This window comes from Kocuria atrinae C3-8, assembly GCF_000286355.1.
Taxonomy (GTDB): domain Bacteria; phylum Actinomycetota; class Actinomycetes; order Actinomycetales; family Micrococcaceae; genus Kocuria; species Kocuria atrinae_A.
The window spans coordinates 20,503-45,829 of record NZ_AJXN01000006.1 but is presented as its reverse complement, the minus strand read 5'-3'; the positions used below and the strand labels follow the sequence as shown (position 1 = coordinate 45,829).

The window sequence follows — 25,327 nt, the reverse complement described above, 5'->3', positions numbered from 1 at the left end:
CCTGAAGTTGTTCGTGCTTACCGATGACGAGTGGGGAATCAGACCTCTTCGACCGAGCTGGGCTCGGAGTGCGAAAGGTCAATGCCGAGCTCGTCGGCTGCACGGAAGCTGTCATCTTCGGAATCGCGCATTTCCACTGCGTTGCCGTCTGCCGAGAGGACCTCGACGTTCAGGCACAACGACTGCATTTCCTTGATGAGCACCTTGAAGGATTCGGGCACACCCGGTTCCGGAATGTTCTCGCCCTTGACGATGGCTTCGTACACCTTGACGCGACCGTGAACGTCGTCCGACTTGACCGTGAGCAGTTCCTGAAGGGTGTACGCGGCGCCGTACGCTTCCAGCGCCCACACCTCCATCTCACCGAAGCGCTGACCACCGAACTGAGCCTTACCGCCCAGCGGCTGCTGGGTGATCATGGAGTACGGACCGGTGGAACGAGCGTGGATCTTGTCATCCACCAAGTGGTGGAGCTTCAAGATGTACTGGTATCCGACGGACACGGGGTCCGGGAACGGCTGACCGGAACGGCCGTCGAACAACCGAGCCTTGCCGCTGCGGTCGATCAGACGATCGCCGTCGCGGGTCGGGTTGGTGTGATCCAACAGGTCGAAGATCTCGTCCTCGCTGGCGCCGTCGAACACCGGGGTGGCCACGTTGGTGGGGCCGGAGCTCTTCGGGAAGTTGGACAGGCGGTCCAACACTCGGGGTTGCCTTCGATGTTCCAGCCCTGCTTGGCCAGCCAGCCGGTGTGAACCTCGAGCACCTGGCCCAGGTTCATACGGCCGGGCACACCCAGCGGGTTCAGGATCACGTCAACGGGGGTACCGTCCGCCAGGAATGGCATGTCCTCGACGGGCAGGATCTTGGAGATCACGCCCTTGTTACCGTGACGACCCGCGAGCTTGTCACCGTCGGTGATCTTGCGCTTCTGGGCCACGTACACGCGAACCACCTGGTTCACGCCGGCGGGCAGGTCGTCGTCTTCGTCGTCACGGTCGAACACGCGGACGCCGATCACGGTGCCGGACTCGCCGTGGGGCACCTTCAGGGAGGTGTCACGCACTTCGCGGGACTTCTCACCGAAGATGGCGCGCAGCAAGCGCTCTTCCGGGGTCAGCTCGGTCTCACCCTTGGGGGTCACCTTGCCCACAAGGATGTCACCGGCCTGAACCTCGGCACCGATGTGGATGATGCCGCGCTCGTCCAGAGCGGAGAGCACTTCCTCGGACACGTTGGGGATGTCACGGGTGATTTCCTCGGCACCGAGCTTGGTGTCGCGGGCATCGATCTCGTGCTCCTCGATGTGGATCGAGGTCAGGACGTCCTCGGAGACCATGCGCTGGGAGAGGATGATCGCGTCCTCGTAGTTGAGGCCTTCCCAGGACATGTAGGCAACCAGCAAGTTCTTACCCAGTGCCAGTTCACCCTGATCGGTCGAGGGGCCGTCGGCGATGACCGTACGGTCCTCGATCCGCTCGCCCTCGGAGACGATCACGCGCTGGTTATAGGTGTTACCCGGGTTCGAACGAACGAACTTGTTGATCGGGTAGAGCTTGGTGGTTCCGTCGTCGTTGAGAACCTTCACCTGATCGGCGGAGACCTCTTCGACCACACCCGGCTTGATGGCCAGAACGGAGTCGCCGGCGTCCATAGCGGCGTAGCGCTCCATGCCGGTACCGACCAGCGGTGCTTCCGAGACCAACAGCGGCACAGCCTGACGCTGCATGTTGGCGCCCATCAACGCGCGGTTGGCGTCGTCGTGCTCGAGGTACGGAATCAGGGCGGTGGCCACCGACACCATCTGGCGCGGGGACACGTCCATGAACTCGACGTCCGAAGGCTCGACCAGCACGGCTTCACCGGAACCGTCAGCGGCACGTGCCAGAACGGCGTCCTCGGCGAAGTGACCGTCCTCGGTCAACGGTGCGTTGGCCTGCGCGATGGTCACGCCACGCTCGTCGTCCGCGGTCAAATAGCTGACCTCGTCAGTAACCACACCGTTGACCACCTTGCGGTAAGGGGTCTCGATGAAGCCGAACGGGTTGATGCGCGCGTAGGTCGCCAACGAACCGATCAGACCGATGTTGGAACCTTCAGGGGTTTCAATCGGGCACATACGGCCGTAGTGCGAGGGGTGCACGTCACGGACTTCCATGCCGGCACGGTCACGGGACAGACCACCCGGGCCCAGCGCGGAGAGACGACGCTTGTGCGTCAGACCGGCCAGCGGGTTGTTCTGGTCCATGAACTGCGACAGCTGGGAGGTTCCGAAGAACTCCTTGATGGCGGCAACCACGGGGCGGATGTTGATCAGGGTCTGGGGCGTGATGGCCTCGACGTCCTGAGTGGTCATCCGCTCGCGGACAACGCGCTCCATACGGGACAGGCCCGTGCGGATCTGGTTCTCGATCAGCTCGCCCACCGCGCGGATGCGACGGTTACCGAAGTGGTCGATGTCGTCGACGTCAACGTGGATCTCGCGCGGCTCGCCGTCGCGGACACCCTCCATGGTGCTGCCACCTGCGTGCAGGGTGACCAGGTAACGGATCATCGCCACGATGTCGTCCACGGACAGCACGGACGCATCCGCGTCAGTGAAGGACTTGTCCAGACCCAGCTTGCGGTTGATCTTGTAGCGACCCACCTTGGCCAGGTCGTAACGCTTGGGGTTGAAGTACATGTTGTCCAGCAAGGACTGGGCAGCATCAACCGTGGGCGGCTCTCCCGGGCGCAGCTTGCGGTAGATGTCCAGCAGTGCTTCTTCGCGGGTCTCGGTGGTGTCCTTCTCGAGGGTCGCGCGGATCGAGTCGTACTCGCCGAACTCTTCGAGGATCTTGGACTCGGTCCAGCCCAGCGCCTTGAGCAGCACGGTCACGGACTGCTTACGCTTGCGGTCCAGACGAACGCCCACCTGATCGCGCTTGTCGATCTCGAGCTCGAACCATGCGCCGCGGGAGGGGATGATCTTCGCGGAGAAGATGTCCTTGTCCGAGGTACGGTCCTGGCCCTTTTCGAAGTAGGCACCGGGGGAACGCACCAGCTGGGAGACGACCACGCGCTCGGAACCGTTGATGACAAAGGTTCCCTTTTCGGTCATGAGCGGGAAATCGCCCATGAACACGGTCTGCTGCTTGATCTCACCGGTGGTGTTGTTCATGAACTCGGCCTTGACGTACAACGGCGCCGAATAGGTGGCGTCGCGGTCCTTGCACTCGTCCATGGTGTATTTGGGGTCGTAGAACTCCGGCTCGGAGAACGACAGGGACATGGTGCCCTGGAAGTCCTCGATCGGGGAGATCTCTTCGAAGATATCCGACAGGCCGGACGTGGTGGCCACGCCGGTTTCGCCGGTCTCCTGGGCCTGCGCCAGGCGGGCCTGCCAACGCTCGTTGCCCACCAGACGGTCAAAGCTGTCCGTCTGAAGTGCAAGCAGGTTGGGGACGTCTAGCGGCTCGTGGATCTTTGCGAAGGAAATTCGGCGAGGAATGTTATCGCTCGTGGGGTGATTGGCGGTGACGTTCGAATCGGTGCTCGAGGCGACCAAGATGTGATCCTTCCACAGACATGCAGTGAATTCGCGAGGTTCCCGAGAATGAGAATGGGGGCCGGTGCTGGCTGTTCGCGCAACACGCCCCGGTGGCGCCCACCGCTATATGAAGGCACGCATGTATAAGGGACAACGCAAGCTATCAGTCTAGGACTTTTTTTGGGCTTTGTCCACACCCTTAGTGGACGGACGGGAGAAGTCGTCGTAAGATACCCCGCCCCCACGGTTCTGGGCCTCCACTTCCGTTCCGAATCCCGGCTCGTACGACGACGCGCCGCGGCGGGCGGTGCCGCGCATCGCGTTCGTCACGTGCCGCGTTGACCGACGCCCCCGGTCACCGGTTTCCCGGCGTCGAATTGCTGACTGGCGAAGGCCGCAAGCTCCGGATGATGCAGGTCGAGCGCCGGACGCTCGGAGCGAATGCGCGGCAGTGATGCAAAGTTATGCCGCGGCGGCGGGCAGGACGTGGCCCACTCCAACGAGCACCCGAAGCCCCAGGGATCGTCCACTTCAACCTTCTTGGCATGCCGGTGGGTGATGTATACGTTCCAGAAGAACGGAATCATCGAGAGCCCCAGCAACATGGCACCGGCCGTGGACAGCTGATTCATCCAGGTGAACCCGTCCTCCGGCATGTAGTCGGCGTACCGCCGTGGCATGCCACTGACGCCCAACCAGTGCTGGATGAGGAAGGTCGCATGGAAGCCGATGAACAACATCCAGAAGTGAACCTTGCCCAGCCGCTCGTTGAGCATCTTGCCGGTGAACTTGGGCCACCAGAAGTAGAATCCGGCGAACATGGAGAACACCACGGTGCCGAACACCACGTAGTGGAAGTGGGCCACCACGAAGTACGTATCGGACACGTGGAAGTCCAGGGCCGGAGTGGCCAGAATGATGCCGGTGAGCCCGCCGAAGAGGAACGTGAACAGGAATCCGAGGGCCCACAGCAGGGGCGTTTCAAAGGTTACGGAGCCCTGCCACATGGTGCCGATCCAGTTGAAGAACTTCACGCCGGTGGGCACCGCAATCATCATGGACATGAACGCGAAGAAGCTCAGTGCCACTGCTCCCGTGACGAACATGTGGTGGGCCCACACTGTGATCGACAGCGCGGCTATCGCGATGGTCGCGAAGGCCAGACCCTTGTACCCGAAGATCGGCTTGCGGGAGAAGACCGGGATGATTTCGGACACGATGCCGAAGAACGGCAGCGCAATGATGTAGACCTCCGGGTGACCGAAGAACCAGAACAGGTGCTGCCACAGGATGGCTCCGCCGTTCTCCGGATCGAAGATGTGCCCGCCCATGCGCCGGTCCATGCCAAGCGCAAAGAGTGCGGCCGCCAGTGGCGGGAACGCATGATCACGAGCATGGAGGTCAGCAGGATGTTCCACGTGAAGATGGGCATGCGCCACATGGTCATGCCAGGTGCGCGCATGCAGAGAATCGTGGTGATGAAGTTGACGCCGCCCAGAATGGTGCCGAAGCCCTGAAGCGCAAGTCCGAACAGCCACAGGTCTCCCCCGACCCCCGGGCTGAAGGTCGTGTTGTTGAGTGGCGCGTACGCGAACCACCCAAAGGACGCCGCGCCCTGCGGGGTGATGAACCCGGCCATCGCAACCAGAGAGCCGAACAGGAAGAACCAGAACGCGAGCGCATTGAGTCTGGGGAACGCCACGTCCGGGGACCCCAGTTGAAGCGGGACCAACACGTTGGCGAATCCGATGAACAACGGTGTTCCGAACATCAGCAGCATGAGCGTGCCGTGCATGGTGAAGAGCTGGTTGTATTGCTCCTTGGTCTCCAGAATCTGCAGACCGGGCTCGAAAAGTTCGGCGCGAATCAACAACGCCATCACGCCGCCTACGCAGAAGAACACGAAGGACGCGATCAGATACATGTATCCGATGGTCTTGTGGTCGGTCGAGGTGAGCCAGCCGACGATCATGCGGCCTTTGGAGCGAGGTACTGCGGCTACTTGTGTGCGGCTACGGCGTTCGGTTGCCGTGTATTCGTGGATGGCCATGACATGTCCTAACCGAGCATGATGCCCTGGTACAGGAGCGACTTCCTCGGCGCGGAGACCGAAGAAGGGGCCCGTGGTATTCCACGCTACGCGGTGGCCATCGCAAATGGTATGCCTACTGACTAGTTTCTTATTGCTTTAATAATTCGTCCATTAATTGACGTTTGTCCGGGTATCTGAGCTGTTGCGTCGACGTTCGCTCAGGCCTTCGCGGCAAGCTGGCAGCCCACGCCTGGCTAAGCCGCCTTATAGTAGTGACGGCTCATCCCCCTGCAGTGTCACAACGTGAGCACCGCCCTGTTCATCCGCCGGAGACGGGTTCTCCACGCTGCGTTAGAAGAAAGTTGAGACCGGTGACCATAGTCAAGGAAAGAACCGCTGCGCCGACCGCCAGAGGATCAGTGAGTTCCGCATTGATCTCGCTTCTGGTGGGTGACCACGAAACCACTGATGGGTTGGCCCACCTTGCTGCCGCCACTGATCGCGCGTTGGCCGAGTCCCAGGACCTCCTCACAGACGAAGACCTGCAGCTCTCGCTCTTTCTGCTCTATCTACTGCACTACGGTCCGGCCGAGTTCGTGCGCGGCGAATGGGAGTGGGACCCGGACCTGATCCGGATCCGCGGTCGTATCGAGCAGCGCTTCGAAGCTCAGTTACGGGCGGAGGTCGAGCTACCCGCTCCGCTCCCCCGCGACGGCAAGGAGGCCGCGGAAGCACTCTTCGCCATGACCCAACCGGCGGCCAAGCCGAGCACCGCCATGTGGCTGGCCAAGAACGCCACCGAGGACCTACTGCGTGAGTTCTTGATTCAGCGATCCATCTACACACTGCGCGAGGCCGATCCGCACACGTGGTCCATACCGAAGCTACAGGGACGAGCCAAGGCAGCAATGGTCGAGATCCAGGCGGACGAATACGGTGGCGGCCACCCGGACAAGGTGCACTCAGAAATCTTCGCCCGCACGATGCGCAACATCGGTTTGGACGACACCCCCGACGCCTACCTCGATCTGGTCCCCGCCAGCACCCTGGCATCGACCAATCTGATCAGCATGTTCGGCCTGAATCGCTGCTTGCGCGGAGCCAACGTGGGTCACCTGGCGGCCTTCGAGATGACCTCGACGATCCCTAACAAGCACTACGGCAATGCGTTCCGCAAACGCGGGTACCGCCAGGACGTGACGTGGTACTTCGACGAGCACGTCGAGGCCGACGCCGTTCACGAACAGTTGGCTGCGCGGGACCTCGTGGGAAACCTCGTGGACGACGAACCCCAGCTGACCGAGGACATCTTCTTCGGAGCGGCCGCGTGCCTCTACGTGGACGGGCACGCCGGCGATCAGATGCTCGAAGCGTGGATGTCGGGACGATCGTCGCTGCTCACCCCGGAACCCCGCACATGAGCTCGCACGTGCCTGACGACATGACGCACTCCGCCGACCAGACGGAACTCACCCATCGTTCTGCCCCGCTCGAGCAACCCCTGCCCCGTCCTCAGGGAGACCTCCGGGATGACTCGGAGCCGTCCAGGGGCAGTGCTACTTCGGAACCCCGGTCAGTGCCCGGTTCCGTGGAATCCCCCGTGATCACGGTGTGTCCCAAGGGCCCTCTGTTGGTTCGTGGAGATTTCCTGCTGGCCGCAGAGCCCGGCGCCGAACCGCTGCCACCCGAGCGGAAGGTCATTGCCCTGTGCCGGTGCGGGATGACCAGCATTGCCCCGCACTGCGACGGTTCCCACAAACTGGCCAAGGTGCGGGCCTTCATGCCCCGCAAGGACCGAGACTGATCACTCGGGATTGAACTCCGCGGCCCTCTCCTGCTCGCCCGCCAGCGAGAAGCGGCAAGTGAGAAATGGCAAGCGAATAATTCAGACACTGACCTACAGCGTCGCATCCGAAAAACACTTCGGGCCGGGTACCTCGTTCGAGGTATCCGGCCCGAAGTCTGTTCAGCCGTTGCTGAAAGGTGTTTCTACAGCCCTGATCAGCCGCGCTTGTAGAACGGCATCTCGGTCTGCTGAACCTCGATGTCACGGCCGCGTGCGTCCTGAACGCTCACGTCGCCGTCGGCGATCCGAGCCAGCGCGTCCGTGGCCACGAGGGCCATGGCAATGGGCTTGCCCAGCGTGGGCGAGGGCAGTCCGCTGGTGACGACACCCACGGTCTCGCCGCCGGACACCACGGTGTAGTCGGCGCGGATCGGCTTGCGGCCCACGCCTTCCAGGCCCACCAGGGTGCGCTTGGGTTCGGTCTCGACCACGGTGGCGAGCGCCTCGCGGCCCACCGTGTCCGTTCCCGCTTCGCCCTTCTTGCGCAGCGCGATCTCCACGAGCTTGCCCAAACCGGCCTCTGCGGGGTGATCTCGGTGGACAGCTCGTGCCCGTACAGCGGCATACCGGCCTCGAGACGCAGCGAGTCACGCGCGGCCAGTCCGGCCGCGGACACGGGCGCGTCCTCGGTGGACAGCTCCCCCGCAGTCTCAAGGAGCGCCGCCCATAGCGCCGGGGCATCCTGGTTGCTGCAGTACAGCTCGAAACCGTCCTCGCCGGTGTATCCGGTTCGAGCGGCCAGAACTTCCACCCCCGCGCAGCGAGCCGGTGCGGCGGCGTAGTACTTGAGATTCTCGACGACGTCGCTCGGGTCCAGGTCCGTGGCCTTGAGCACCTCGAGAGCGCGCGGCCCCTGCACGGCGATCAGGGAGGTCTCGGCACCCTGGTCGGTCACAGCGACGTCGAAACCCTCGGCGCGAGCGGTCAGCTCGCGCACGACCACTTCCTGATTGCCCGCGTTGGGGACCACCAGGTAGCGGTTCTCCTCGAGCCGGTAGGTGATCAGGTCGTCCAGCACGCGCCCGTCCGCATCCACGATCACCGAGTACTTGGCGCGGCCCACGGACATCGCGGACAGCACGCCCACCAGCGCGAAGTCCAGGAACGCACCGGCCTGCGGACCGGAGACCTCCACCTCACCCATGTGGGAGAGATCGAAGATTCCTGCGCCGCGGCGCACCGCGTGGTGCTCAGCCGTGTCACTCGCGTAACGCACGGGCATGGACCAACCACCGAAGTCGGTGAACCGAGCACCGAGTTCCTCGTGGGTGGCGTACAGGGCAGTTTTCTTCTCGCTCATCAGTTCTCCTCCCCCGCGGCAGCGGCGGCGTTGGCGGCGTCGAACGCCTCGATCGGCGGGCACGAGCACACCAGGTTGCGGTCGCCGGCGGCGTTGTCCACGCGGCCCACGGGAGACCAGTACTTCACACGACGCAGCGAGGGCACGGGGTACGCGGCCTGCGAGCGCGGGTACGAGCGATCCCACTCGTCCGCGGTGAGCACCTGGGCGGTGTGCGGGGCGTTGCGGACCACGGAATCGGCCAGCTCGATCTTGCCGTCGGCGATCTCCTGCATCTCGGCGTGGATGGTGCGCATGGCCTCGATGAAACGGTCCAGCTCTTCCAAGGACTCGGACTCAGTGGGCTCCACCATGAGCGTGCCCGCAACCGGGAACGCCAGGGTGGGTGCGTGGAACCCGAAGTCGACCAGACGCTTACACACGTCTTCCGCGGTCACACCGGAGGCCTTGGTCATGGGACGCAGGTCCAGGATGCACTCGTGCGCGACCAACCCGCCGTCGCCGGAGTACAGCGTGGGGAACACGTCGGACAGCGAGCGGGCAATGTAGTTGGCGCTCAGCACGGCCGTGCGGGTGGACTCGGTGAGCCCCTCCGCGCCGGTCATGGCGATGTACATCCACGTGATCGGCAGGACACCGGCCGAACCGAAGGGTGCCTGCGAGACGGGGAAGCCCGCGCCGCGCTCATCGAGCTTGGCTTCCACCGCATTACCGGCAGGTAGGGCACCAGGTGCTCGGCCACGGCCACGGGCCCACGCCGGGTCCGCCACCGCCGTGCGGGATGCAGAACGTCTTGTGCAGGTTCAGGTGGGAGACGTCTCCGCCGAACTTGCCCGGACGTGCCAGACCCATCAGCGCGTTGAGGTTCGCACCGTCCACGTAGACCTGACCGCCTGCGTCGTGGATGGCCTCGCACACCATGGAGATGTCCGTGTCGTACACGCCGTGGGTCGAGGGGTAGGTGACCATGATGCCCGCGAGTTCGTCACCCACGGATTCGATCTTGGCCTTGAGGTCCTCGTGATCGATCAGACCGTCCGATGCCGTAGCGACCACCACGACCTTCAGGTCCGCCAGCACCGCCGACGCCGCATTGGTTCCGTGCGCGGAGGACGGGATCAGGATGGTCTTGCGCTGGGTTTCCCCGCGGTCCACCTGGTAGCGACGGATGGCCAGCAGCCCGGCCAGCTCGCCCTGCGAACCGGCATTGGGCTGCACGGACACCGCGGCATAACCGGTAATCTCCGCAAGCCAGCCCTCCAGCTGCTCGATCAACTCGTGCCACCCTTGGGCCTGATCCTGCGGGGCCAGCGGGTGGATGTTGGCGAACTCCGGCCAGGAAATGGGCTCCATCTCAGCCGCGGCGTTGAGCTTCATGGTGCACGAACCAACGGGATCATGGTGCGGTCCAGCGCCAGGTCCTTGTCGGCCAGCTGACGCAGCCAACGCATGAGCGAGGTCTCCGAGCGGTGGGTGTGGAACACCGGGTGGGTCATGTACTCGTCCGTGCGGTGCCACTCCTCCGGCACACCGTCCAGGAGATCGGAGCTGGGCTCCACGTTCTCCCCGATGTTGCAGGCCTCGGACACCGCCGCCAGCACGTCCTCGACGTCCTCGCCGGTATGGGACTCGCCGAAGCTCACGCCCACGGTGTCCTGGTCCACGCGGCGCAGGTTGATGCCGCGCTCGGCAGCTGCGGCCAGGATCGCGTCTGCCTTGCCCTGAACCGAGAAGGTCACGGTGTCGAAGAAGCGCTCGTGCGCGATCGAAATACCGCGCTCGCGCAGCCCCTCCGCGAAGACCGTAGCCAGTCCGTGCAGGCGCTCAGCGAGCTCACGCAACTTGGCGGGGCCGTGGTACACGGCGTACGCGGCGGCCACGATGGCCAGCAATGCCTGTGCGGTACAGATGTTGGACGTGGCCTTCTCGCGGCGGATGTGCTGCTCGCGGGTCTGCAAGGCCAAGCGGTAGGCCGGTGCACCGGAGGAATCCGTGGACACGCCCACAATGCGGCCGGGCATCGAACGCTCCACACCCTTGCGGGTGGCCATGAAGGCGGCGTGCGGTCCGCCGTAGAACAGGGGGACACCGAAACGCTGGGCGGAGCCCACCGCGATATCGGCTCCGGCCGATCCCGGGCTCTGCAGCGTGGTGAGAGCCAGCAGATCCGTGCTGACCGTCGCCAGGGCACCGACCTCGTGGGCGGCTTCAATGACCGGGGTGGGATCGAAGACATCGCCATCGGCACCGATCTGCGCGACGACCACACCGAAGAAGTCTCCGTCCGAGGCCAAGGTGGCCGCGGCGTCGTCGGCGCCCAGGTCCGCGATGACCAGCTCGATGCCGGCGGCGCGAGCGCGGCCGGTGAGAATCGCGAGGGTCTGCGGGAGCGAACGGCTGTCCACGATTACGCGGGCGCTACGGGACTTGCGGTTGGCGCGGCGCATCATCAGGACGGCTTCGGCCACGGCGGAGGACTCGTCCAACAGCGAGGCGTTGGCCACGTCCATGCCGGTCAGGTCGATCACGGCGTTCTGGAAGGTGAGCAGCAGTTCCAGGCGGCCCTGCGAAATTTCGGGCTGGTACGGGGTGTACGAGGTGTAGAAGCCCGGGTTCTCCAGGATGTTGCGGCGAATCGCGGCGGGGGTGACGGTGTCGAAGTACCCCTGTCCGATCATCTGACGCATCACGGTGTTCTTGCTCGCAATGCTGCGGATGGCCGCGAGCGCCTCGGTCTCGTCGAGGGGCGCGGGCAGGTCCAGGGTGTCGCGGAATCGGATGCTCTCGGGGACGGCCCGGTCAATCAGCTGATCGAGGCTGTCCACGCCCACGGCGTTGAGCATGGTGGTGATGTCATCGGCGTCGGGGCCGATGTGGCGGGGCAGGAAAGACATGTGAGGGTCTCCTGGGTTACTTGAGGGCGTGCTAAGTCCCGGTGAGTTCCTCCCCGCTCTGTACATCAACCTGAGAGATTTCGCCGGTGCACGCGATCACTCGCGCCCACCGACCTGCCCCGTCGGTGCCCGGCCACGACACAGTGTCGCGTTCGAGCTTTTCAGAGTGGCCTGGTGCGGCGGTTCGGGTGCCTGAGAGATTCCCGGGGAGGGTTTGCTCCTTCGGCGATGGCGCGATGCTTGCGCACCCGCCATGCTCTCCCGCCGCACTGTGACGGCCAAGATGGTCAGTCCTAGTTTCGCACAACCCCGGACAGCACAAAGCCCCACACCGAAAACGATGCGGGGCTTTGCGAAGTGGTAGTACCGCTACCGACCCGTTCGGGTCAGGCTACGCGGCCGTACCTGCGCTCGAAAGCGCGGGGAATTACTTGAGGGTGACGGTAGCGCCAGCAGCCTCGAGGGATTCCTTGGCCTTGTCGGCGGTCTCCTTGTTGGCACCTTCCAGAACGGGCTTGGGAGCGCCGTCCACGAGGTCCTTGGCTTCCTTCAGGCCCAGGGAGGTCAGGGCACGAACTTCCTTGATGACCTGGATCTTCTTGTCGCCAGCGGCTTCGAGGATGACGTCGAACTCGGTCTTCTCTTCCTCAGCAGCAGCTTCGCCGCCAGCGGCGGGAGCGCCACCAGCCACGGCCACGGGGGCAGCAGCGGTTACGTCGAAGGTCTCTTCGAAGGCCTTGACGAACTCGGACAGCTCGATGAGGGAGAGCTCCTTGAAAGCCTCGATCAGTTCTTCGGTGGTCAGCTTAGCCATGGTGTTGGCTCCTTCTTTTACGTGGTTGTCAGTGCCCGCGGGCGCTGACGAGGTTTTGCGTGGTGATAGAACACGGGTTCATCCGGCCGGAGCCGGAACCCGAAACCCAGGGGATCCCGTGAGGATCAGGCGGCGTTCTCGCCCTGTTCCTCGACCTTGGCACGCAGGGCTTCTGCGGTGCGCACGGTCTTGGACAGCGGGGCCTGGAACAGCGCGGCAGCCTTGGACAGGGACGCCTTGGCAGCGCCTGCAACCTTGGCCAGCAGAACCTCGCGGGACTCGAGGTCCGCAAGCTTCTTGATCTCCGCTTCGTCCATTGCGACGCCGTCAAGGTAACCGCCCTTGACGATCAGCTCCGGGTTGTCCTTGGCGAAGTCACGCAAGCTCTTGGCAGCTTCGACAGGGTCACCCGAGATGAACGCGATAGCCGAGGGGCCGTTGAGCTTGCCCTCGAACGCGTCGATGCCGACTTCCTTGGCCGCAATCGCGGTCAGCGTGTTCTTCACCACGGCGTATTCAGCGTTCTCACCGAGCGTGCGGCGCAGCGTCTTCAGCTGAGCACGGTGAGCCCGCGGTACTCCGTCAGGACGGCAGCGTGCGAGTTGGAGAAGAATTCCTTCAACTCCGCAACCGCGGCAGCCTTTTCAGGATTCGCCATGGTGCTCCTTCCTTGCTTGTGTATGCCGGATTCTCGTGATCCGTTTCGGAACACAAAAAAGCCCCGCGCAGATGCCCGGGGCTCGACCTGATACACAACGCAAACGGTTCACACCGCGAGACGCTGTTGAAAAGATTCGTGCTGGTTCACCTGCGCTGGCCATTCCCCGTTTCCGGAGAACTCTTCGATCTCACATGCTTGCGCACGCGTGATGACCGGCGGTCTTAGGTACGCACCAATGTACCCGACGATTTCGAGCGGCGCCAAATCGGAGGCCCAAGCGCTCATACCCTGCAGATTGGACCACCCTGGGCGGCCGGCTCTGCTCGGTTGTCAGTCGGTGATCCGCTCCGGATGCGTATACACGTTGCACGTGCCCCGGCGGTTGAATCCCACCACGGTGACACCGTGCTCCCGACCGTGTTTGACCGCGAGCGCAGAGGGCGCACTGACCGCCGAGAGCACCGGGATCCCCGCCATCGCGGCCTTGCTGACCAGTTCGAAGGATGCCCGGGCCGACACCTGCAGCACGCAATCGTTGAGCGGCAACTTGTCGTGGTGCATGCCCATCCGATGACCTTGTCCACCGCGTTGTGCCGCCCCACATCCTCCCGAACCACCAGCGGCTCCCCCGACGACGCCAGGAACAGGCCCGCGGCGTGCACTCCCCCGGTGCGTCGAAGACCTTCTGATGATCACGCAATTCATCGGGTAACCGCACGAGCCGTTCCGCTCCCATGACCGGACGCACCGGTGGCAGCGGGTACGAGCTGGGTTTGACGATCTCCTCCATGGACGAGGTCCCGCACACCCCGCACGACGAGGACGTGTAGACGTTGCGCGCGGTGCCCTTCTTGGGTCCCGGCGCTCCCGGGGCCAGCCGCACGTCGATCACGTTGTAGGTCCGGTGCCCGTCCTGATCCACGCCGGAGCTGTAGTCCATCCCGGCGATGTGATCCATCTGCCGGACCACGGCTTCACTCAGCAGATAGCCGGGCACGAGTTCGAAATCGTGTCCGGGCGTTCGCATGGTCACGGTGAACTGCTCGCCGTTGAGCCGGATCTCCAGGGGCTCCTCGCCTGCAAGCTTGTCCGGGCCGGTGAATTCCTCACCGTCCGCGGACAGTTTCCGCACGCGAGTTGGGACCACAATTCTGCTGACCATGAGGAGTTATCCGTCCAGCCCGACCCACGAGTGGTGCCGTCCGTGTAGGTCTGTCGTTTCCAGATGGGCACACGGAGCTTGATGCGATCCACCAGGCGTCGCACGCGGCAAAGGCTTCCTTGCGGTGCGCCGAGGCCACCGCGGCTTCCAGCGCGCTGTCCCCCACGGTCAGGGATCCGATGCGGTGCTCGGCCCAAATCCGCACTGCGGGGAACTCGGCCGCGATCTCGTCCGCAACCTGCCGGATCACCGTATCCGCATCCGGGTGGGCGCTGTATTCGAGCCCCGTCACACCGGACCGGCCGCCGTCGTGGTTGCGAATCACGCCGCTGAAGCCCACCACCGCACCGCAATCGTCCGCGGCCACGGCGGCCTGTGCCCGCGCGGCATCCAAAGGCTCGCTGGTCACCTGCGCGTGCAGCACACGGGACGACGACGCCGCGGGGACGGGTTCAGATTCCGCACCCCGATCCTCACCGTGGCCGTGCACGTCCTCCAGTTGGGCGCTGATGTGGTCCAGCAGCGGTTCGAGCACCGTGATGCCGTCCTTCACGCCGCCCCTGGATCCGGGCAGGTTCACGACGAATGTCATTCCCACCTGACCAGCCACCCCGCGGCTCATCACCGCCGTGGCAGTTTTCTGAAGCCCATGGCTCCACAGCCCGTGCATGATTCCCGGAGATTCCCGTTCCAGGATCCGTGCTGTGGCTTCCGGGGTGACGTCGTCAGAGTTGAGACCCGTTCCGCCGCTGGTCACGATGAACCGTGGGCGTTCGGCCTGCGGTGTTTGTTCCGTGAGTTCGCGCAGGGTTTGCTCGACCTCCGGGCCGTCCGGAATCACGCGCACCGGATCCACGGCGAGCCCCATTCCGGTGAGCCACTCGTGCAGGATGGGGCCGCACAGATCCTGGGCCGTGCCACGTGCGGCGGACGAGGACACGATCACGACCACCGCGCGGCGGCCCAGCAGGTTCGCCCCGTGTGATTCGTCCCGATGGGGACCGTGATCCTTGGCCCCGTGCTCATCGCTGGGCCCGTGGGTGTCTGTCACTGTCTACTCCAATCGCCGCTTTTGCCGCCGGACTTGGCCACGACCTGCACGCCCGTGATCTGGGCGGCTTTGTCCACGGCCTTGATCATGTCGTACAGGGTGAGGCCGGCAACGCTGGCGGCCGTCAAAGCTTCCATTTCTACCCCGGTGACGCCACGGGTCTTGACCGTGGCACTGATGTTCACACGGTCCTCGGCCGGGACCAGGTCACCGTGACCTTGGACAGCGGCAACGGGTGGCACAGCGGGATCAGATCCGGGGTGCGCTTGGCCGCCATGATCCCCGCGATCCGTGCCACGGCCAGGGCGTCACCCTTGGGAAGGTCACCCGTGGCCAGCAGGTCGATGACGTCCGTTCGCGTGATGACTTGGGCCACAGCGGTGGCCTCGCGAGACGTCACGGCCTTCTCGCTCACATCCACCATGTGCGCTGTGCCGTCCTCGCGCACGTGCGTCAACCGATCCTGGTTGTCACTCATTGGCCGTCTCCTGTCCGATCGCCCCGCCGTTGACGGGCAAAACATGTATGCGCGCTCCGACTGGGAACTCTTGATCTCCCGCGGGGATCCGCAGCAACACGTTAGCGCGTGCGGCTGACATCAACAGGTGCGACGACGCTCCCCCCACGCCGCGCACGGCAGGTTCCCGAGCGGCGTCGTCGGCCGGCTCGAGAACGCCCCGGCGCAGCTGGGTGCGCCCGGGCAGACCGCGCACCGACTCGGCGAGGACCCCGGAGGCCCAGCGAGGCGGGGCACAGCAGCCCCAGACCTCGGCGAGCGCGGGCCGCAGGAACATCTCGCACGAGACCCACGTGCTCACAGGTTTCCGGGCAGGCAGATCACCGGCACTTCCCCGTAGTGACCGCAGCCCTGGGGTCCTCCCGGCTGCATGGCAACGTGCCCGAACCACATCTGCGCTTCGCGTTCCAGGGTCACCCGAACCACCTCGAACGCGCCGGCACTGATCCCCCCGCTCGTGACGATCAGCTGCGGAGCTGCGCCGTCCACGGCCTCACGAAGCCTGCGGGAGAATTCGTCCGGGTCGTCCGTGACGCTGAGCGTTGTCACCGAGTGAGCACCGGCCTCCTCGAGCCAGGAGACAAGCAGCGGGCCGTTGGCATCGTAGATGGCGCCCGGCCTGAGCGGCTGCCCGGCCGCGAGCACTTCGTCACCGCCCGTCACCACGAGCACGGACGGGCCGCGGCGTACCGTCACCGTTGCGGTGCCGTCCAGACCGAGGGCGGCGCACGCTCCCAGGGCAGTGGGCCCCAGGACGGTCCCTGATGGCAAGGCAACGGAACCGCGTTCGACGTCGCTGCCCTCCGCGCGCACGAACGTTCCGGGATCGATGCCCGCGGCGGTCTCGGCCGTGATGGTGACGCGATCGGTGTCGAAGGATGAGGGGGTAACTCGTTCCACCGGGATCACGGCGTCGGCCCCGGTGGGCAAGGCGGCCCCGGTCATCACGGCCATGGCGGTGCCGTGTGGAAGTTCAGTGGGGGCGGCGCCGGCCGCCTGTGTTCCGGACACGGGAAGCGAGATGTTTCCGTTCCCGTCGGCAGTTCCGCGAAGTTCCGAGGTGCGCACCGCAAAGCCGTCCATCTGCGAATTGGTAAAAGGCGGCAGGCGACGGGCGCCATGACGTCTCGCGCGAGAACGGAGCCCCGCGCCCGGGCGAGGGGAACCTCAAGACGAGCCGCGGCGGCGTCGTACCCGCGGGCTATCACCGCGCGAACTGACGAGGCGTGGTCTTCGATACTGCGGCTCATACCCCTACCCTAAGCGGGCTGGACACACGCCTTAGACTGGCCCCATGTCCGTTTTCCTCGGTATTCCACAAGCGCTACCGACCAAGGACGTGCCTGATCAGGGCCCCTTGGCGGATCGTTTTGGGCGCGTGGCCACGGACCTACGCATCTCCATCACCGACAAGTGCAATTTGCGCTGCACATACTGCATGCCGGCGGAGGGAATGGACTGGCTGTCCAAGTCTTCGCTGATGACCACGGACGAGATCGTGCGGCTCACCCGCATTGCCGCCGAGGAATTCGGAGTCAAGGAACTCCGACTCACCGGTGGCGAACCACTGATCCGCCCGGATCTCGAAGACATCGTGGCCGCGGTGACCGAAGCGCTGCCCGATTTCCCTGTCTCGATGACGACCAACGGGATCGGCCTGGCCCAGCGTGCCGAAGGGCTAGTCGCGGCCGGTATGACTCGTGTGAACGTCTCCCTGGACACCTGTGCGCCGAGACGTACAAGAAACTCGCGCGCCGCAACAAGCTCAGCGAGACCCTTGAGGGCGTGGCCGCGGCACAGGCTGCGGGGCTATCCCCCGTCAAGCTCAACGCCGTTCTGATGCGCGGTGTCAACGATCGCGAAGCACCCGAACTGCTGCGCTGGGCGCTCGACCACGACTGTTCATTGCGCTTCATCGAGCAAATGCCGCTCGACGCCGATCACGGCTGGACCCGCACCAACATGGTGACCGCGGCCGAGATTCGCGAGGACCTCTCCGAGCACTTTGACCTGAGTGCGGATCAGGACCCGCGCAACGGCGCACCCGCGGAAAAGATGCTCGTGCGCGAACGCGGCGGCACAGAGGTCATCGGCACCGTGGGCATCATCGCCTCCGTAACCGAACCGTTCTGCGCGGACTGCACACGCACTCGCATCACCGCCGAGGGCCGAGTGCGCTCATGCTTGTTCTCCCACCACGAGACGGACCTGATGCAGTTGCTGCGCTCGGAAGCCACAGACCAAGACATCGCCCAGCGTTGGCGGGCCGCCATGTGGGTCAAGCCCCGCGCCCACGGTATGGACCACGCGGGCCTGGACTCCGAGGATTACGTCCAGCCCGATCGCAGTATGAGCGCCATTGGAGGCTGACAGAGCAGTGCTCGTTCGATATTTCGCGGCCGCCGCCGCATCCGCAGGCACCGAACAGGAAAAAGTGGCCGCTGACACGACCATGACGCGTTCGGAACTTCAGCAGGTGCTCATCAATCTGCACCCCGTGGCCCCAGAGGGCGAGAAGACCCTGGCGCAAGTGCTGCCACAGTGCTCCTGGCTGGTCAACGGCGTGGCGCACAAGGATCCGGAATCCGCCATCGCCCCCGCAGCCACGGTGGATGTCCTGCCTCCCTTTGCCGGTGGCTGAGCCCTCGGCCGCGCCCTCGCGTCCTGCCCGCCCTTGGTGGGCCAGGGTCGAACCTGTCCGCCACGCGGGCCGAGTTCCAGCGCAGAGCACGGCTTTCGAACTCGGGCGGGCGTTGGCCGGGACCAGGCCTCCCGCCGTTCAGGCGTCGCTTGCCTCCGCAGTCGGTGCCACGCTTGCACACGATGTCCAGGCGCTGTGCCCCGTGCCCCACTACGCGTCCAGCGCCATGGACGGTTACGCGGTGCGCGGTCCGGGTCCGTGGCGTGTGGTCACCGGAGATACGGCCGTCCACGACGCCGCGTCCACCGCGAGCCTTGAGTTGGCCCCCGGGCAGGCCGTGCCCGTGGTCACCGGCGGCGTGATTCCGGCGGGGTGCGACACGGTCATCCGGGACGAGTACGCGCTACTGACCGGGGACGAACTGCGGTTCGACGAATCCTGCCCGCACTCCGAACTCGAGGGTCGGCATGTCCGTCCCGCGGGCACCGAATGTCAGGGAGGTGAGTCGATTCTGGCCACCGGAACCCTTCTGAGCCCGGCCGACGTAGCCTTCGCCGCGGTGGCCGGAGTGGATGACGTCCCGGTCGTTCCGGCCCCGGCCGTCCGATTCCTGCTCACGGGATCCGAGGTCCAGTCAGCCGGGGTCCCGGCTCCCGGGTTCGTGCGAGACGCATTCTCGCCGTCTCTTCCTCCGATCCTCGTTGGACTGGGGGCGCGGGTGGACACGGATTCCGTGCGCCGCTTACCGGATGATGCGGAGGCTTTTTCATCCGCCCTCCACCGTGCCGTAGCGGATCGCGTGCCTCTGGTCATCACGACCGGTGGCACGGCTCGCTCCCGTGCCGATCACGTGCGCGCACACCTGGAACGGCACGCGACGCCCATCATCGACGAACTGGATCTACAGCCGGGTCACCCCACGCTGTTCGCCGCGTGCGGCACGGGCACCGCAGTGCTCGCGCTTCCCGGCAATCCTTTGGCCGCCATGACGGCGCTGACATTGCTGGCGGTCCCGTTCCTGCGCGGAATGCTCGGCAGGCCGTCGCCCACCCCGCTCAGGGTGACAGTTGCCCACGAAATTCGCGGAGGGCGCCGCGAACGACTGGTTCCGGCCTTCCAGCACGCCGACGGCGCTTGGTCACCCTGCCGGGACATCGGCGCCAACATGCTACGGGGGCTGTCCCGCGCTGAGGCGCTCCTGTGTGTCCCGGTCGAGGGCTTGGCCGCGGGAGCAAGGACTGACGCTCTGGCGCTGCCTGGTAGATCTTCGGTCGCGGAACTCGTTCTGTAACTGGCCTGTGGGCATACCTCTGCCACGTGAAGTCGGCTCGGCGGGGCTGACCGGCCAGGCGCGGTTCAGTCGGCCCGGAAGTCCCTCATCCACACGGCGGACTGGCCTGCGTCCTGGAAACCCAGTTGAGCGTTGACCCAATTCATGCGGTCGTTACCGGTGTGGGTCCACGAGTACACGGTGTCCACTTCAGGTTGCACCTCAGCCAGTTGCTGCAAGTTGGCCATTTTCAGCCGCATCCCGAGCCTGCGACCGCGGTGTTCGCGGATCACCAGGGTTTCGTCCTGCAGCGCCAAGGTGGGGCGGTGCTGGGCCAGGATGAGTTCGGTCATGCCCACCAGTTCGCCGTCATCACGGTCCTGGGCCACGGCCATGAGGGACCGATCCCCGTCTTCTTCACGTAACCGCTCGGTGCGGCGCACACGCTCGGCGTCCCACGGATCCGGATCGGTCACGATCGGCTTGACGAAGGAATCGCTGGGGAGCCTCGCATGCAATCGTGCGAGCGGCTCGAGCAGTTCCTCGGGGGCAGACCCGACCCAGGTGCGCAGTGCATAGCGCTCCGAGAACGGGACCTCCTCCAACGAACGCTCAATGGATTCGGTGCGCTCGGCCGACAAAGGAACATCCAGCAGGGCAAAACTACTCACCGTCTGCAGTTCGTAACCGGCGTGCTCGGCAAAACGTGTTTGGCGGTGGCTCGCAGGCAACTTTCCGGAGCCGTCTGCGGCCTCGATCCATTCGACGCCCACACCGCTTGCCTCGCCACCCATGACGCTGCCGTCACCGGGGCCCGCGGGAGCTCGCAGTTCGGAGGCCGGGTGTTCGGTGACAAGGCGAATCACGCGACGTGATTCCCCGTACGCGAGCTGCTCGGCCGCGGACAAAAGTGACCGCCCGATCCCCTCGGAGAGCTCGTCGGGGTCCACGTCCACCACGATCTGCGCGACGTCCGTGTCTGAAATCAGTGGCATGCGCACCTCGGCGCGGCCGACCAAACGTCCGTCCAGGTAGGCGCACAGGATGTTCACCCGTTCGTACGGATCCTTGAGGTCCCGGAAGATGTCGTGAGCATCGTTGCTGAGTTCGGAGGTTCCCCACACGTAGCGTCGCGAGGCCTGCACGAGTGCGGCCACTTGACCGAGCTGATCCTGTGCGGCCTGATCGAATTCGTCAGGGATGCGCATCAGCTCAATGGCGAGTGCTGATGTCTGACTCACGGGGAACTCCTTTCACGCTCCGAGCTGTTCGGAACGCACCTGCCCACCATCGATCATGCACCATTGCAGCCGATTGAAATAGCAAGTTTACTGCGTAGTTTACCCTTGCCGCCTAGGGCAAGACAGAAGGGCCCGGCCATTTATGGTCCGAGCCCTTCCGTTCTATAACGTCAACCGTGCCTCATGCGGACACGGACGAGGCTCACGCCTCGCTGGTCACCTCAGTGGCGTTCGGGTCCACGGGAACACCCGGGCCGAACGTGGTGGCACGGTGGCCTTGGTGATGTAGCGGCCCTTGGAAGCGGACGGCTTCAAACGAAGCACCTCTTCCAGAGCAGCGCCGTAGTTCTCGGCCAGCTTCTGGGTGTCGAAGGATGCCTTGCCGATGATGAAGTGCAAGTTGGAGTGCTTGTCGACACGGAAGTCGATCTTGCCGCCCTTGATGTCGCCAACAGCCTTGGCCACGTCCATGGTCACGGTGCCGGTCTTGGGGTTCGGCATCAGGTTACGGGGACCCAGAACCTTACCCAGACGGCCAACCTTGCCCATCATGTCCGGGGTGGCCACGGCGGCGTCGAAGTCCACCCAGCCGTCCTGGACCTTGGCGATCAGGTCGTCGGAACCGACGTAGTCGGCGCCGGCTGCTTCAGCAGCCGCTGCCTTGTCACCGGTGGCGAAGACGACCACGCGGGCGGTCTTACCGGTGCCGTGCGGCAGGTTCACGGTGCCGCGCACCATCTGGTCGGCCTTACGGGGGTCAACGCCCAAACGCATGGCCACCTCGACGGTGGGGTCGGACTTGCTGCCTTCGGCCAATTCCTTGGCCAGGGCGACTGCCTCGGCGGGGGCGTAGAACTTGCCCTCTTCGATCTTGGCGGCAGCGCCTGGTATGCCTTGCTGCGCTTTGCCATCTGCTTGTTCTCCTTGTGCAGTTGTGGTCTGCGGACCGCGCTCGGCCCTGCCACGGGAAAATGTCTAATACTGAGGGCTAGCTAGAGCGCTCAGGCAACCTCGATGCCCATGGAACGGGCGGTGCCGGCGATGATCTTGGCAGCAGCCTCGACATCGTTGGCGTTGAGGTCTTCCTTCTTGGTCTCGGCGATCTCACGCACCTGGTCCATGGTGATCTTGCCGACCTTGTTGGTGTGGGGCACACCGGAACCCTTGGCGACGCCTGCAGCCTTCTTGATCAGCTGAGCAGCCGGCGGGGTCTTGGTGATGAAAGTGAACGAACGGTCCTCGTACACGGTGATTTCCACCGGCACGATGTTGCCGCGCTGGGATTCCGTGGCCGCGTTGTAGGCCTTGCAGAATTCCATGATGTTGACGCCGTGCTGACCCAGTGCGGGACCCACGGGAGGAGCCGGGTTAGCGGCACCTGCCTGGATCTGCAGCTTGATCAGGCCTGCGACCTTCTTCTTGGGAGCCATGTGATGGTCCTTTGCTTGCTGTACGTACCGCCGCACAGGAGCGTACGACGGCGGGTGGTCACCGTGGCGCGGTGACCGAACGGAAACGCCCCGGACCAAAGCTCATCCGGGGGTGTCCGAAAACTAAAGACCAGATCAGATCTTGGTGACCTGGTGGAAGCCCAGGGTGACCGGGGTTTCGCGTTCGAAGATGGACACCAGCACCACGAGCTGCTGGGATTCCACCTTGATCTCGGAGATCGTCGCGGGGAGGGTCTCGAACGGACCTTCCTTCACGATCACGGACTCGCCGACCTCGAAGTCCACGGTGATAGCCGGCTCTGCCGCACCGCCCGCGGCACCGCCGCCGGAGGTGTCACCCAGGCCCTTCGCCTTCTCCGGGGTCTCGAACACCGGTGCGAGCATGTCGAAGACCTCATCCATGCGCAGCGGCACGGGGTTGTAGGCGTCCTGTCCCACGAATCCGGTGACACCGGGGGTGTGCCGAACTGCACCCCAGGAAGCGTCGGTGAGGTTCATGCGAACGAGCACGTAACCGGGGATCCGAACGCGGCGCACGGTCTTGCGCTGAGCGTTCTTGATTTCCACGACCTCTTCCATGGGAACCTCGATCTGGAAGATGTCCTCTTCCATGTTGAGGGACTGGATACGGGTCTCCAGGTTGGTCTTCACGCGGTTCTCGTAACCGGCGTAGGTGTGAATCACGAACCAGTCGCCCTCTTGGCGGCGCAGCTTGGACTTGAACTCCTCAACGGGGTCGACCTCGTCCTCGGTGTCCTGCTCCTCAGCGCCCTCTGCCGGGGCTTCCGTGGCGTCGGCCGGATCAGCTTCTGCGGTCTCGGTCTCAGCCGGGGCCTGCTCGGCCTGATCGGCAGTGGCGGACACGCTCTCGGCAGCCTCTGACTGCGCAGCATCCGCGGAGTCGGACTCCGGCTGCGTTGCCTCAGTGGCTTCGTTTTCGAGCTCGTGGTCGGTCACTGGTGATTCCTGCTTTCTATGGACGGCTAGAAGATTGTGTGGTCTCAGGCCTGGTCGCCGTTGCCGAAGAGCCAGATGGCAACCTGACCGAAGCCCAGGTCCAATACCGAAATCAGCAACATCATGAAGGCCACGAAGACCAGCACGACCAGTACGTAGTTGACGAGTTCGCGGCGCGAAGGCGCTACGACCTTCTTCAGCTCGCCGATGACCTGTCGAATGAACAACCAGATGCGACCAAAAAAGCCCCGCTGCTGATTGGATCCAGCGGGTTGGTCCGAGGTTTCTCCGGTAACGGTGTGCGACATCGGCTCTCCCCTGCGTGGATTGGTTCCCGGCGGTGGTTTATGTGCCGTTGTAGGTCTGAAGCAGGGCAGACAGGACTCGAACCTGCAACCTGCGGTTTTGGAGACCGCTGCGCTACCAATTGCGCCACTGCCCTTCAGTTTGCGGCTTGTTCACACAAGACCACGAACACGGTGCACGAGCTTACCACCTTCGCCCAACTGATCCGGCACTCGGTCCGAATTCAGGCGTGCGAAAGTAAACGCACCAACAAGCCATGGTACGCGCCCGCCCGCCTCTGTGCAAAGCACACGGGTCCACGCCTAAACTGAGGGGTGAGCGCTACTGGCTGCGCAGTCAGGGCGGACGCCGTCACCGAACCGAGGAGAGTTGACCATCATGCCCCCAGCTCAGCAGCGAATTTCCCGCAAGATCGACGCGATCGCCGAGTCCGCGACCCTTGCGGTTGACGCGAAGGCCAAGGCGCTCAAGGCGGAGGGTCGACCCGTGATCGGCTTCGGAGCCGGTGAACCCGATTTCTCGACCCTGATTACATTGTCGACGCAGCCGCAGAGGCACTGAAGGATCCCAAGAACTTCCGGTACTCCCCGGCCGCCGGCCTGCCCGAGCTTCGTCAGGCCATTGCCGACGCCACCGCTCGCGATTGCGGCTGGACCGTGGAACCGTCCCAGGTGCTGGTCACCAACGGTGGCAAGCAAGCCGTCTACGAGGCGTTCCAGACCGTGGTGGACGAGGGCGACGACGTCCTGCTCCCCGCCCCCTACTGGACCACGTATCCCGAGGCCATCCGCTTGGCGGGCGGCAATCCCATCGAGGTCTTCGCGGGTGCGGACCAGGAGTACAAGGTCACCCCGGAACAGCTCGAGGCTGCCTACACAGAGAACACCAAGGCCCTGCTCTTCTGCTCGCCTTCCAACCCCACCGGTTCGGTCTACAGCGACGAGGAGACCAAGGCCGTGGGCGAGTGGGCAGCGTCCAAGGGCATCTTCGTGATCAGCGACGAGATCTACCAGCACCTCACCTACGACGGCGTGGAGTTCACCTCGATCGCCCAGGCCGCCCCGGAACTGCACGATCACCTGATCCTGCTCAACGGTGTGGCCAAGACCTATGCGATGACCGGTTGGCGCGTCGGATGGATGGTCGGCCCCAAGGACGTCATCAAGGCCGCTGCCAATTTGCAGTCCCACCTCAGTTCCAACGTCAACAACGTGGCCCAGCGCGCGGCCCTGGCCGCCCTGAACGGGCCCATGGACCAGGTGAGCGCCATGCGCGAGGCCTTCGATCGGCGTCGTCGAGTGATCGTGGACGGACTCAACGCCATCGACGGCGTGGTCTGCCCCACCCCCACCGGCGCGTTCTACGCCTACCCGGACGTGACCGCCCTGCTGGGTCGCGAATTCGACGGCGTGACGCCCCAAACCAGCGCTGAGCTGGCCGAAATGATCCTGGAACGCGCCGAGGTGGCCGTGGTCCCGGGTGAGGCATTCGGTCCCTCCGGCTACCTGCGCCTGTCCTACGCCCTGGGCGACGACGATCTCGCCGAGGGCCTGTCCCGCCTACAGAAAGTACTGGGAGCCAAGTAGATGAATCTCAAGGAAACCCTGCACTACGTGGACCAGCAGCTGCCCTCCCCCGTGGAGATGCCCAGTTCG

At 64.6% G+C, this 25,327-nt stretch carries 13 protein-coding genes, 1 tRNA gene, 10 pseudogenes and 1 riboswitch; of the genes and pseudogenes, 6 read left to right on the top strand and 18 right to left on the bottom strand.

Annotated features, from left to right (window positions below; genetic code table 11):
* Positions 1 to 38: 38 nt before the first annotated feature.
* Positions 39 to 3,547 (bottom strand): annotated as a pseudogene (gene rpoB / locus YO9_RS0101165) (DNA-directed RNA polymerase subunit beta).
* Positions 3,548 to 3,855: 308 nt separating this feature from the next.
* Positions 3,856 to 5,579 (bottom strand): annotated as a pseudogene (ctaD, locus tag YO9_RS0101155) (aa3-type cytochrome oxidase subunit I).
* 401 nt (positions 5,580 to 5,980) lie between these two features.
* Between ctaD and YO9_RS0101150 the strand changes: the two are divergent.
* Both YO9_RS0101150 and YO9_RS16190 read left to right on the top strand, forming a co-directional pair.
* Positions 5,981 to 6,982: an iron-containing redox enzyme family protein gene (locus tag YO9_RS0101150; RefSeq protein ID WP_016995834.1), complete on the top strand. Its 1,002-nt coding sequence runs from the start codon at positions 5,981 to 5,983 to the stop codon at positions 6,980 to 6,982.
* The gene (locus tag YO9_RS16190) at positions 6,979 to 7,365 is read left to right on the top strand and encodes a CDGSH iron-sulfur domain-containing protein (RefSeq protein WP_016995833.1); all 387 of its coding nucleotides are present in this window, start codon (positions 6,979 to 6,981) and stop codon (positions 7,363 to 7,365) included. Before YO9_RS0101150 ends, YO9_RS16190 begins: the two co-directional genes overlap by 4 nt.
* Before the next feature lie 197 nt (positions 7,366 to 7,562).
* On the opposite strand, the pseudogene gcvT reads toward YO9_RS16190, so the two are convergent.
* The 10 genes and pseudogenes from gcvT to YO9_RS0101105 form a co-directional block, all read right to left on the bottom strand.
* Positions 7,563 to 8,707, bottom strand: a pseudogene (gene gcvT, locus YO9_RS21200) (glycine cleavage system aminomethyltransferase GcvT).
* Positions 8,707 to 11,601: pseudogene (gcvP, locus tag YO9_RS0101135) on the bottom strand (aminomethyl-transferring glycine dehydrogenase). The pseudogenes gcvT and gcvP overlap by 1 nt, the downstream one beginning before the upstream one ends.
* Positions 11,602 to 11,771: 170 nt before the next feature.
* Positions 11,772 to 11,875, bottom strand: a riboswitch (glycine riboswitch).
* A 153-nt stretch (positions 11,876 to 12,028) separates the two neighbouring features.
* Positions 12,029 to 12,415 carry a 50S ribosomal protein L7/L12 gene (rplL, locus tag YO9_RS0101130; RefSeq protein WP_016995828.1) on the bottom strand — a complete coding sequence of 129 codons (387 nt, stop codon included), beginning with the start codon at positions 12,413 to 12,415 and terminating at the stop codon, positions 12,029 to 12,031.
* A 125-nt stretch (positions 12,416 to 12,540) separates the two neighbouring features.
* A pseudogene (gene rplJ, locus YO9_RS0101125) lies at positions 12,541 to 13,073 on the bottom strand (50S ribosomal protein L10).
* 333 nt (positions 13,074 to 13,406) lie between these two features.
* A complete protein-coding gene (locus tag YO9_RS20335) occupies positions 13,407 to 13,643 on the bottom strand; it encodes a formate dehydrogenase accessory sulfurtransferase FdhD (protein ID WP_016995825.1) in 237 nt (78 codons plus the stop codon).
* 53 nt (positions 13,644 to 13,696) lie between these two features.
* Positions 13,697 to 14,103: pseudogene (locus tag YO9_RS20330) on the bottom strand (formate dehydrogenase accessory sulfurtransferase FdhD); the annotation flags it as partial.
* A gap of 79 nt (positions 14,104 to 14,182) precedes the next feature.
* Entirely contained in the window at positions 14,183 to 15,289 is a 1,107-nt protein-coding gene (locus tag YO9_RS0101115; protein WP_223285920.1) for a molybdenum cofactor biosynthesis protein MoaE, read from the bottom strand.
* Positions 15,286 to 15,767: pseudogene (moaC, locus tag YO9_RS0101110) on the bottom strand (cyclic pyranopterin monophosphate synthase MoaC). The gene YO9_RS0101115 and the pseudogene moaC overlap by 4 nt, the downstream one beginning before the upstream one ends.
* Positions 15,760 to 16,107, bottom strand: coding sequence for a MoeA family protein (locus tag YO9_RS16185; protein ID WP_223285919.1), 348 nt, complete (start codon positions 16,105 to 16,107; stop codon positions 15,760 to 15,762). Before YO9_RS16185 ends, moaC begins: the two are co-directional and overlap by 8 nt.
* Positions 16,104 to 16,889, bottom strand: a complete 786-nt coding sequence (locus tag YO9_RS0101105) for a molybdopterin molybdotransferase MoeA (protein ID WP_262925526.1) — start codon at positions 16,887 to 16,889, stop codon at positions 16,104 to 16,106. The genes YO9_RS16185 and YO9_RS0101105 overlap by 4 nt, the downstream gene beginning before the upstream one ends.
* Before the next feature lie 211 nt (positions 16,890 to 17,100).
* On the opposite strand from YO9_RS0101105, the pseudogene moaA reads away from it, so the two are divergent.
* The 3 genes and pseudogenes from moaA to YO9_RS0101090 all read left to right on the top strand — a co-directional run bounded on the left by moaA (position 17,101) and on the right by YO9_RS0101090 (position 19,738).
* A pseudogene (gene moaA, locus YO9_RS0101100) lies at positions 17,101 to 18,176 on the top strand (GTP 3',8-cyclase MoaA).
* A 7-nt stretch (positions 18,177 to 18,183) separates the two neighbouring features.
* Complete coding sequence (locus YO9_RS0101095) at positions 18,184 to 18,447, top strand: MoaD/ThiS family protein (protein ID WP_016995823.1); 264 nt, start codon at positions 18,184 to 18,186, stop codon at positions 18,445 to 18,447.
* Positions 18,419 to 19,738 (top strand): molybdopterin molybdotransferase MoeA, encoded by a 1,320-nt coding sequence (locus tag YO9_RS0101090; protein WP_223285918.1) that lies wholly within the window; start codon positions 18,419 to 18,421, stop codon positions 19,736 to 19,738. The genes YO9_RS0101095 and YO9_RS0101090 overlap by 29 nt, the downstream gene beginning before the upstream one ends.
* A gap of 65 nt (positions 19,739 to 19,803) precedes the next feature.
* On the opposite strand, the gene YO9_RS0101085 is transcribed toward YO9_RS0101090, so the two are convergent.
* The 6 genes and pseudogenes from YO9_RS0101085 to YO9_RS0101060 all read right to left on the bottom strand — a co-directional run bounded on the left by YO9_RS0101085 (position 19,804) and on the right by YO9_RS0101060 (position 23,808).
* Positions 19,804 to 20,958 (bottom strand): GNAT family N-acetyltransferase, encoded by a 1,155-nt coding sequence (locus tag YO9_RS0101085; protein WP_016995821.1) that lies wholly within the window; start codon positions 20,956 to 20,958, stop codon positions 19,804 to 19,806.
* 202 nt (positions 20,959 to 21,160) lie between these two features.
* A pseudogene (rplA, locus tag YO9_RS0101080) lies at positions 21,161 to 21,869 on the bottom strand (50S ribosomal protein L1).
* A gap of 90 nt (positions 21,870 to 21,959) precedes the next feature.
* Complete coding sequence (gene rplK / locus YO9_RS0101075) at positions 21,960 to 22,388, bottom strand: 50S ribosomal protein L11 (RefSeq protein WP_016995820.1); 429 nt, start codon at positions 22,386 to 22,388, stop codon at positions 21,960 to 21,962.
* A gap of 135 nt (positions 22,389 to 22,523) precedes the next feature.
* Complete coding sequence (nusG, locus tag YO9_RS0101070; RefSeq protein ID WP_016995819.1) at positions 22,524 to 23,366, bottom strand: transcription termination/antitermination protein NusG; 843 nt, start codon at positions 23,364 to 23,366, stop codon at positions 22,524 to 22,526.
* A 44-nt stretch (positions 23,367 to 23,410) separates the two neighbouring features.
* A complete protein-coding gene (gene secE / locus YO9_RS0101065) occupies positions 23,411 to 23,674 on the bottom strand; it encodes a preprotein translocase subunit SecE (RefSeq protein WP_016995818.1) in 264 nt (87 codons plus the stop codon).
* Positions 23,675 to 23,735: 61 nt separating this feature from the next.
* Positions 23,736 to 23,808: transfer RNA gene (locus YO9_RS0101060), tRNA-Trp, on the bottom strand.
* Between the two features lie 242 nt (positions 23,809 to 24,050).
* On the opposite strand from YO9_RS0101060, the pseudogene YO9_RS0101055 reads away from it, so the two are divergent.
* Positions 24,051 to 25,258 (top strand): annotated as a pseudogene (locus tag YO9_RS0101055) (pyridoxal phosphate-dependent aminotransferase).
* Positions 25,259 to 25,327: the final 69 nt, after the last annotated feature.

What these genes read in the sequence shown, in the direction of transcription:
- YO9_RS16190 (WP_016995833.1), top strand. Translation starts at nt 6,979, where the DNA reads ATGAGCTCGCACGTGCCTGACGACATGACGCACTCCGCCGACCAGACG.
- rplL (WP_016995828.1), bottom strand. Translation starts at nt 12,415, where the DNA reads ATGGCTAAGCTGACCACCGAAGAACTGATCGAGGCTTTCAAGGAGCTC.
- YO9_RS20335 (WP_016995825.1), bottom strand. Translation starts at nt 13,643, where the DNA reads ATGGGCATGCACCACGACAAGTTGCCGCTCAACGATTGCGTGCTGCAG.
- YO9_RS0101105 (WP_262925526.1), bottom strand. Translation starts at nt 16,889, where the DNA reads ATGGACGGCTTTGCGGTGCGCACCTCGGAACTTCGCGGAACTGCCGAC.
- YO9_RS0101090 (WP_223285918.1), top strand. Translation starts at nt 18,419, where the DNA reads ATGTCCTGCCTCCCTTTGCCGGTGGCTGAGCCCTCGGCCGCGCCCTCG.
- rplK (WP_016995820.1), bottom strand. Translation starts at nt 22,388, where the DNA reads ATGGCTCCCAAGAAGAAGGTCGCAGGCCTGATCAAGCTGCAGATCCAG.
- secE (WP_016995818.1), bottom strand. Translation starts at nt 23,674, where the DNA reads ATGTCGCACACCGTTACCGGAGAAACCTCGGACCAACCCGCTGGATCC.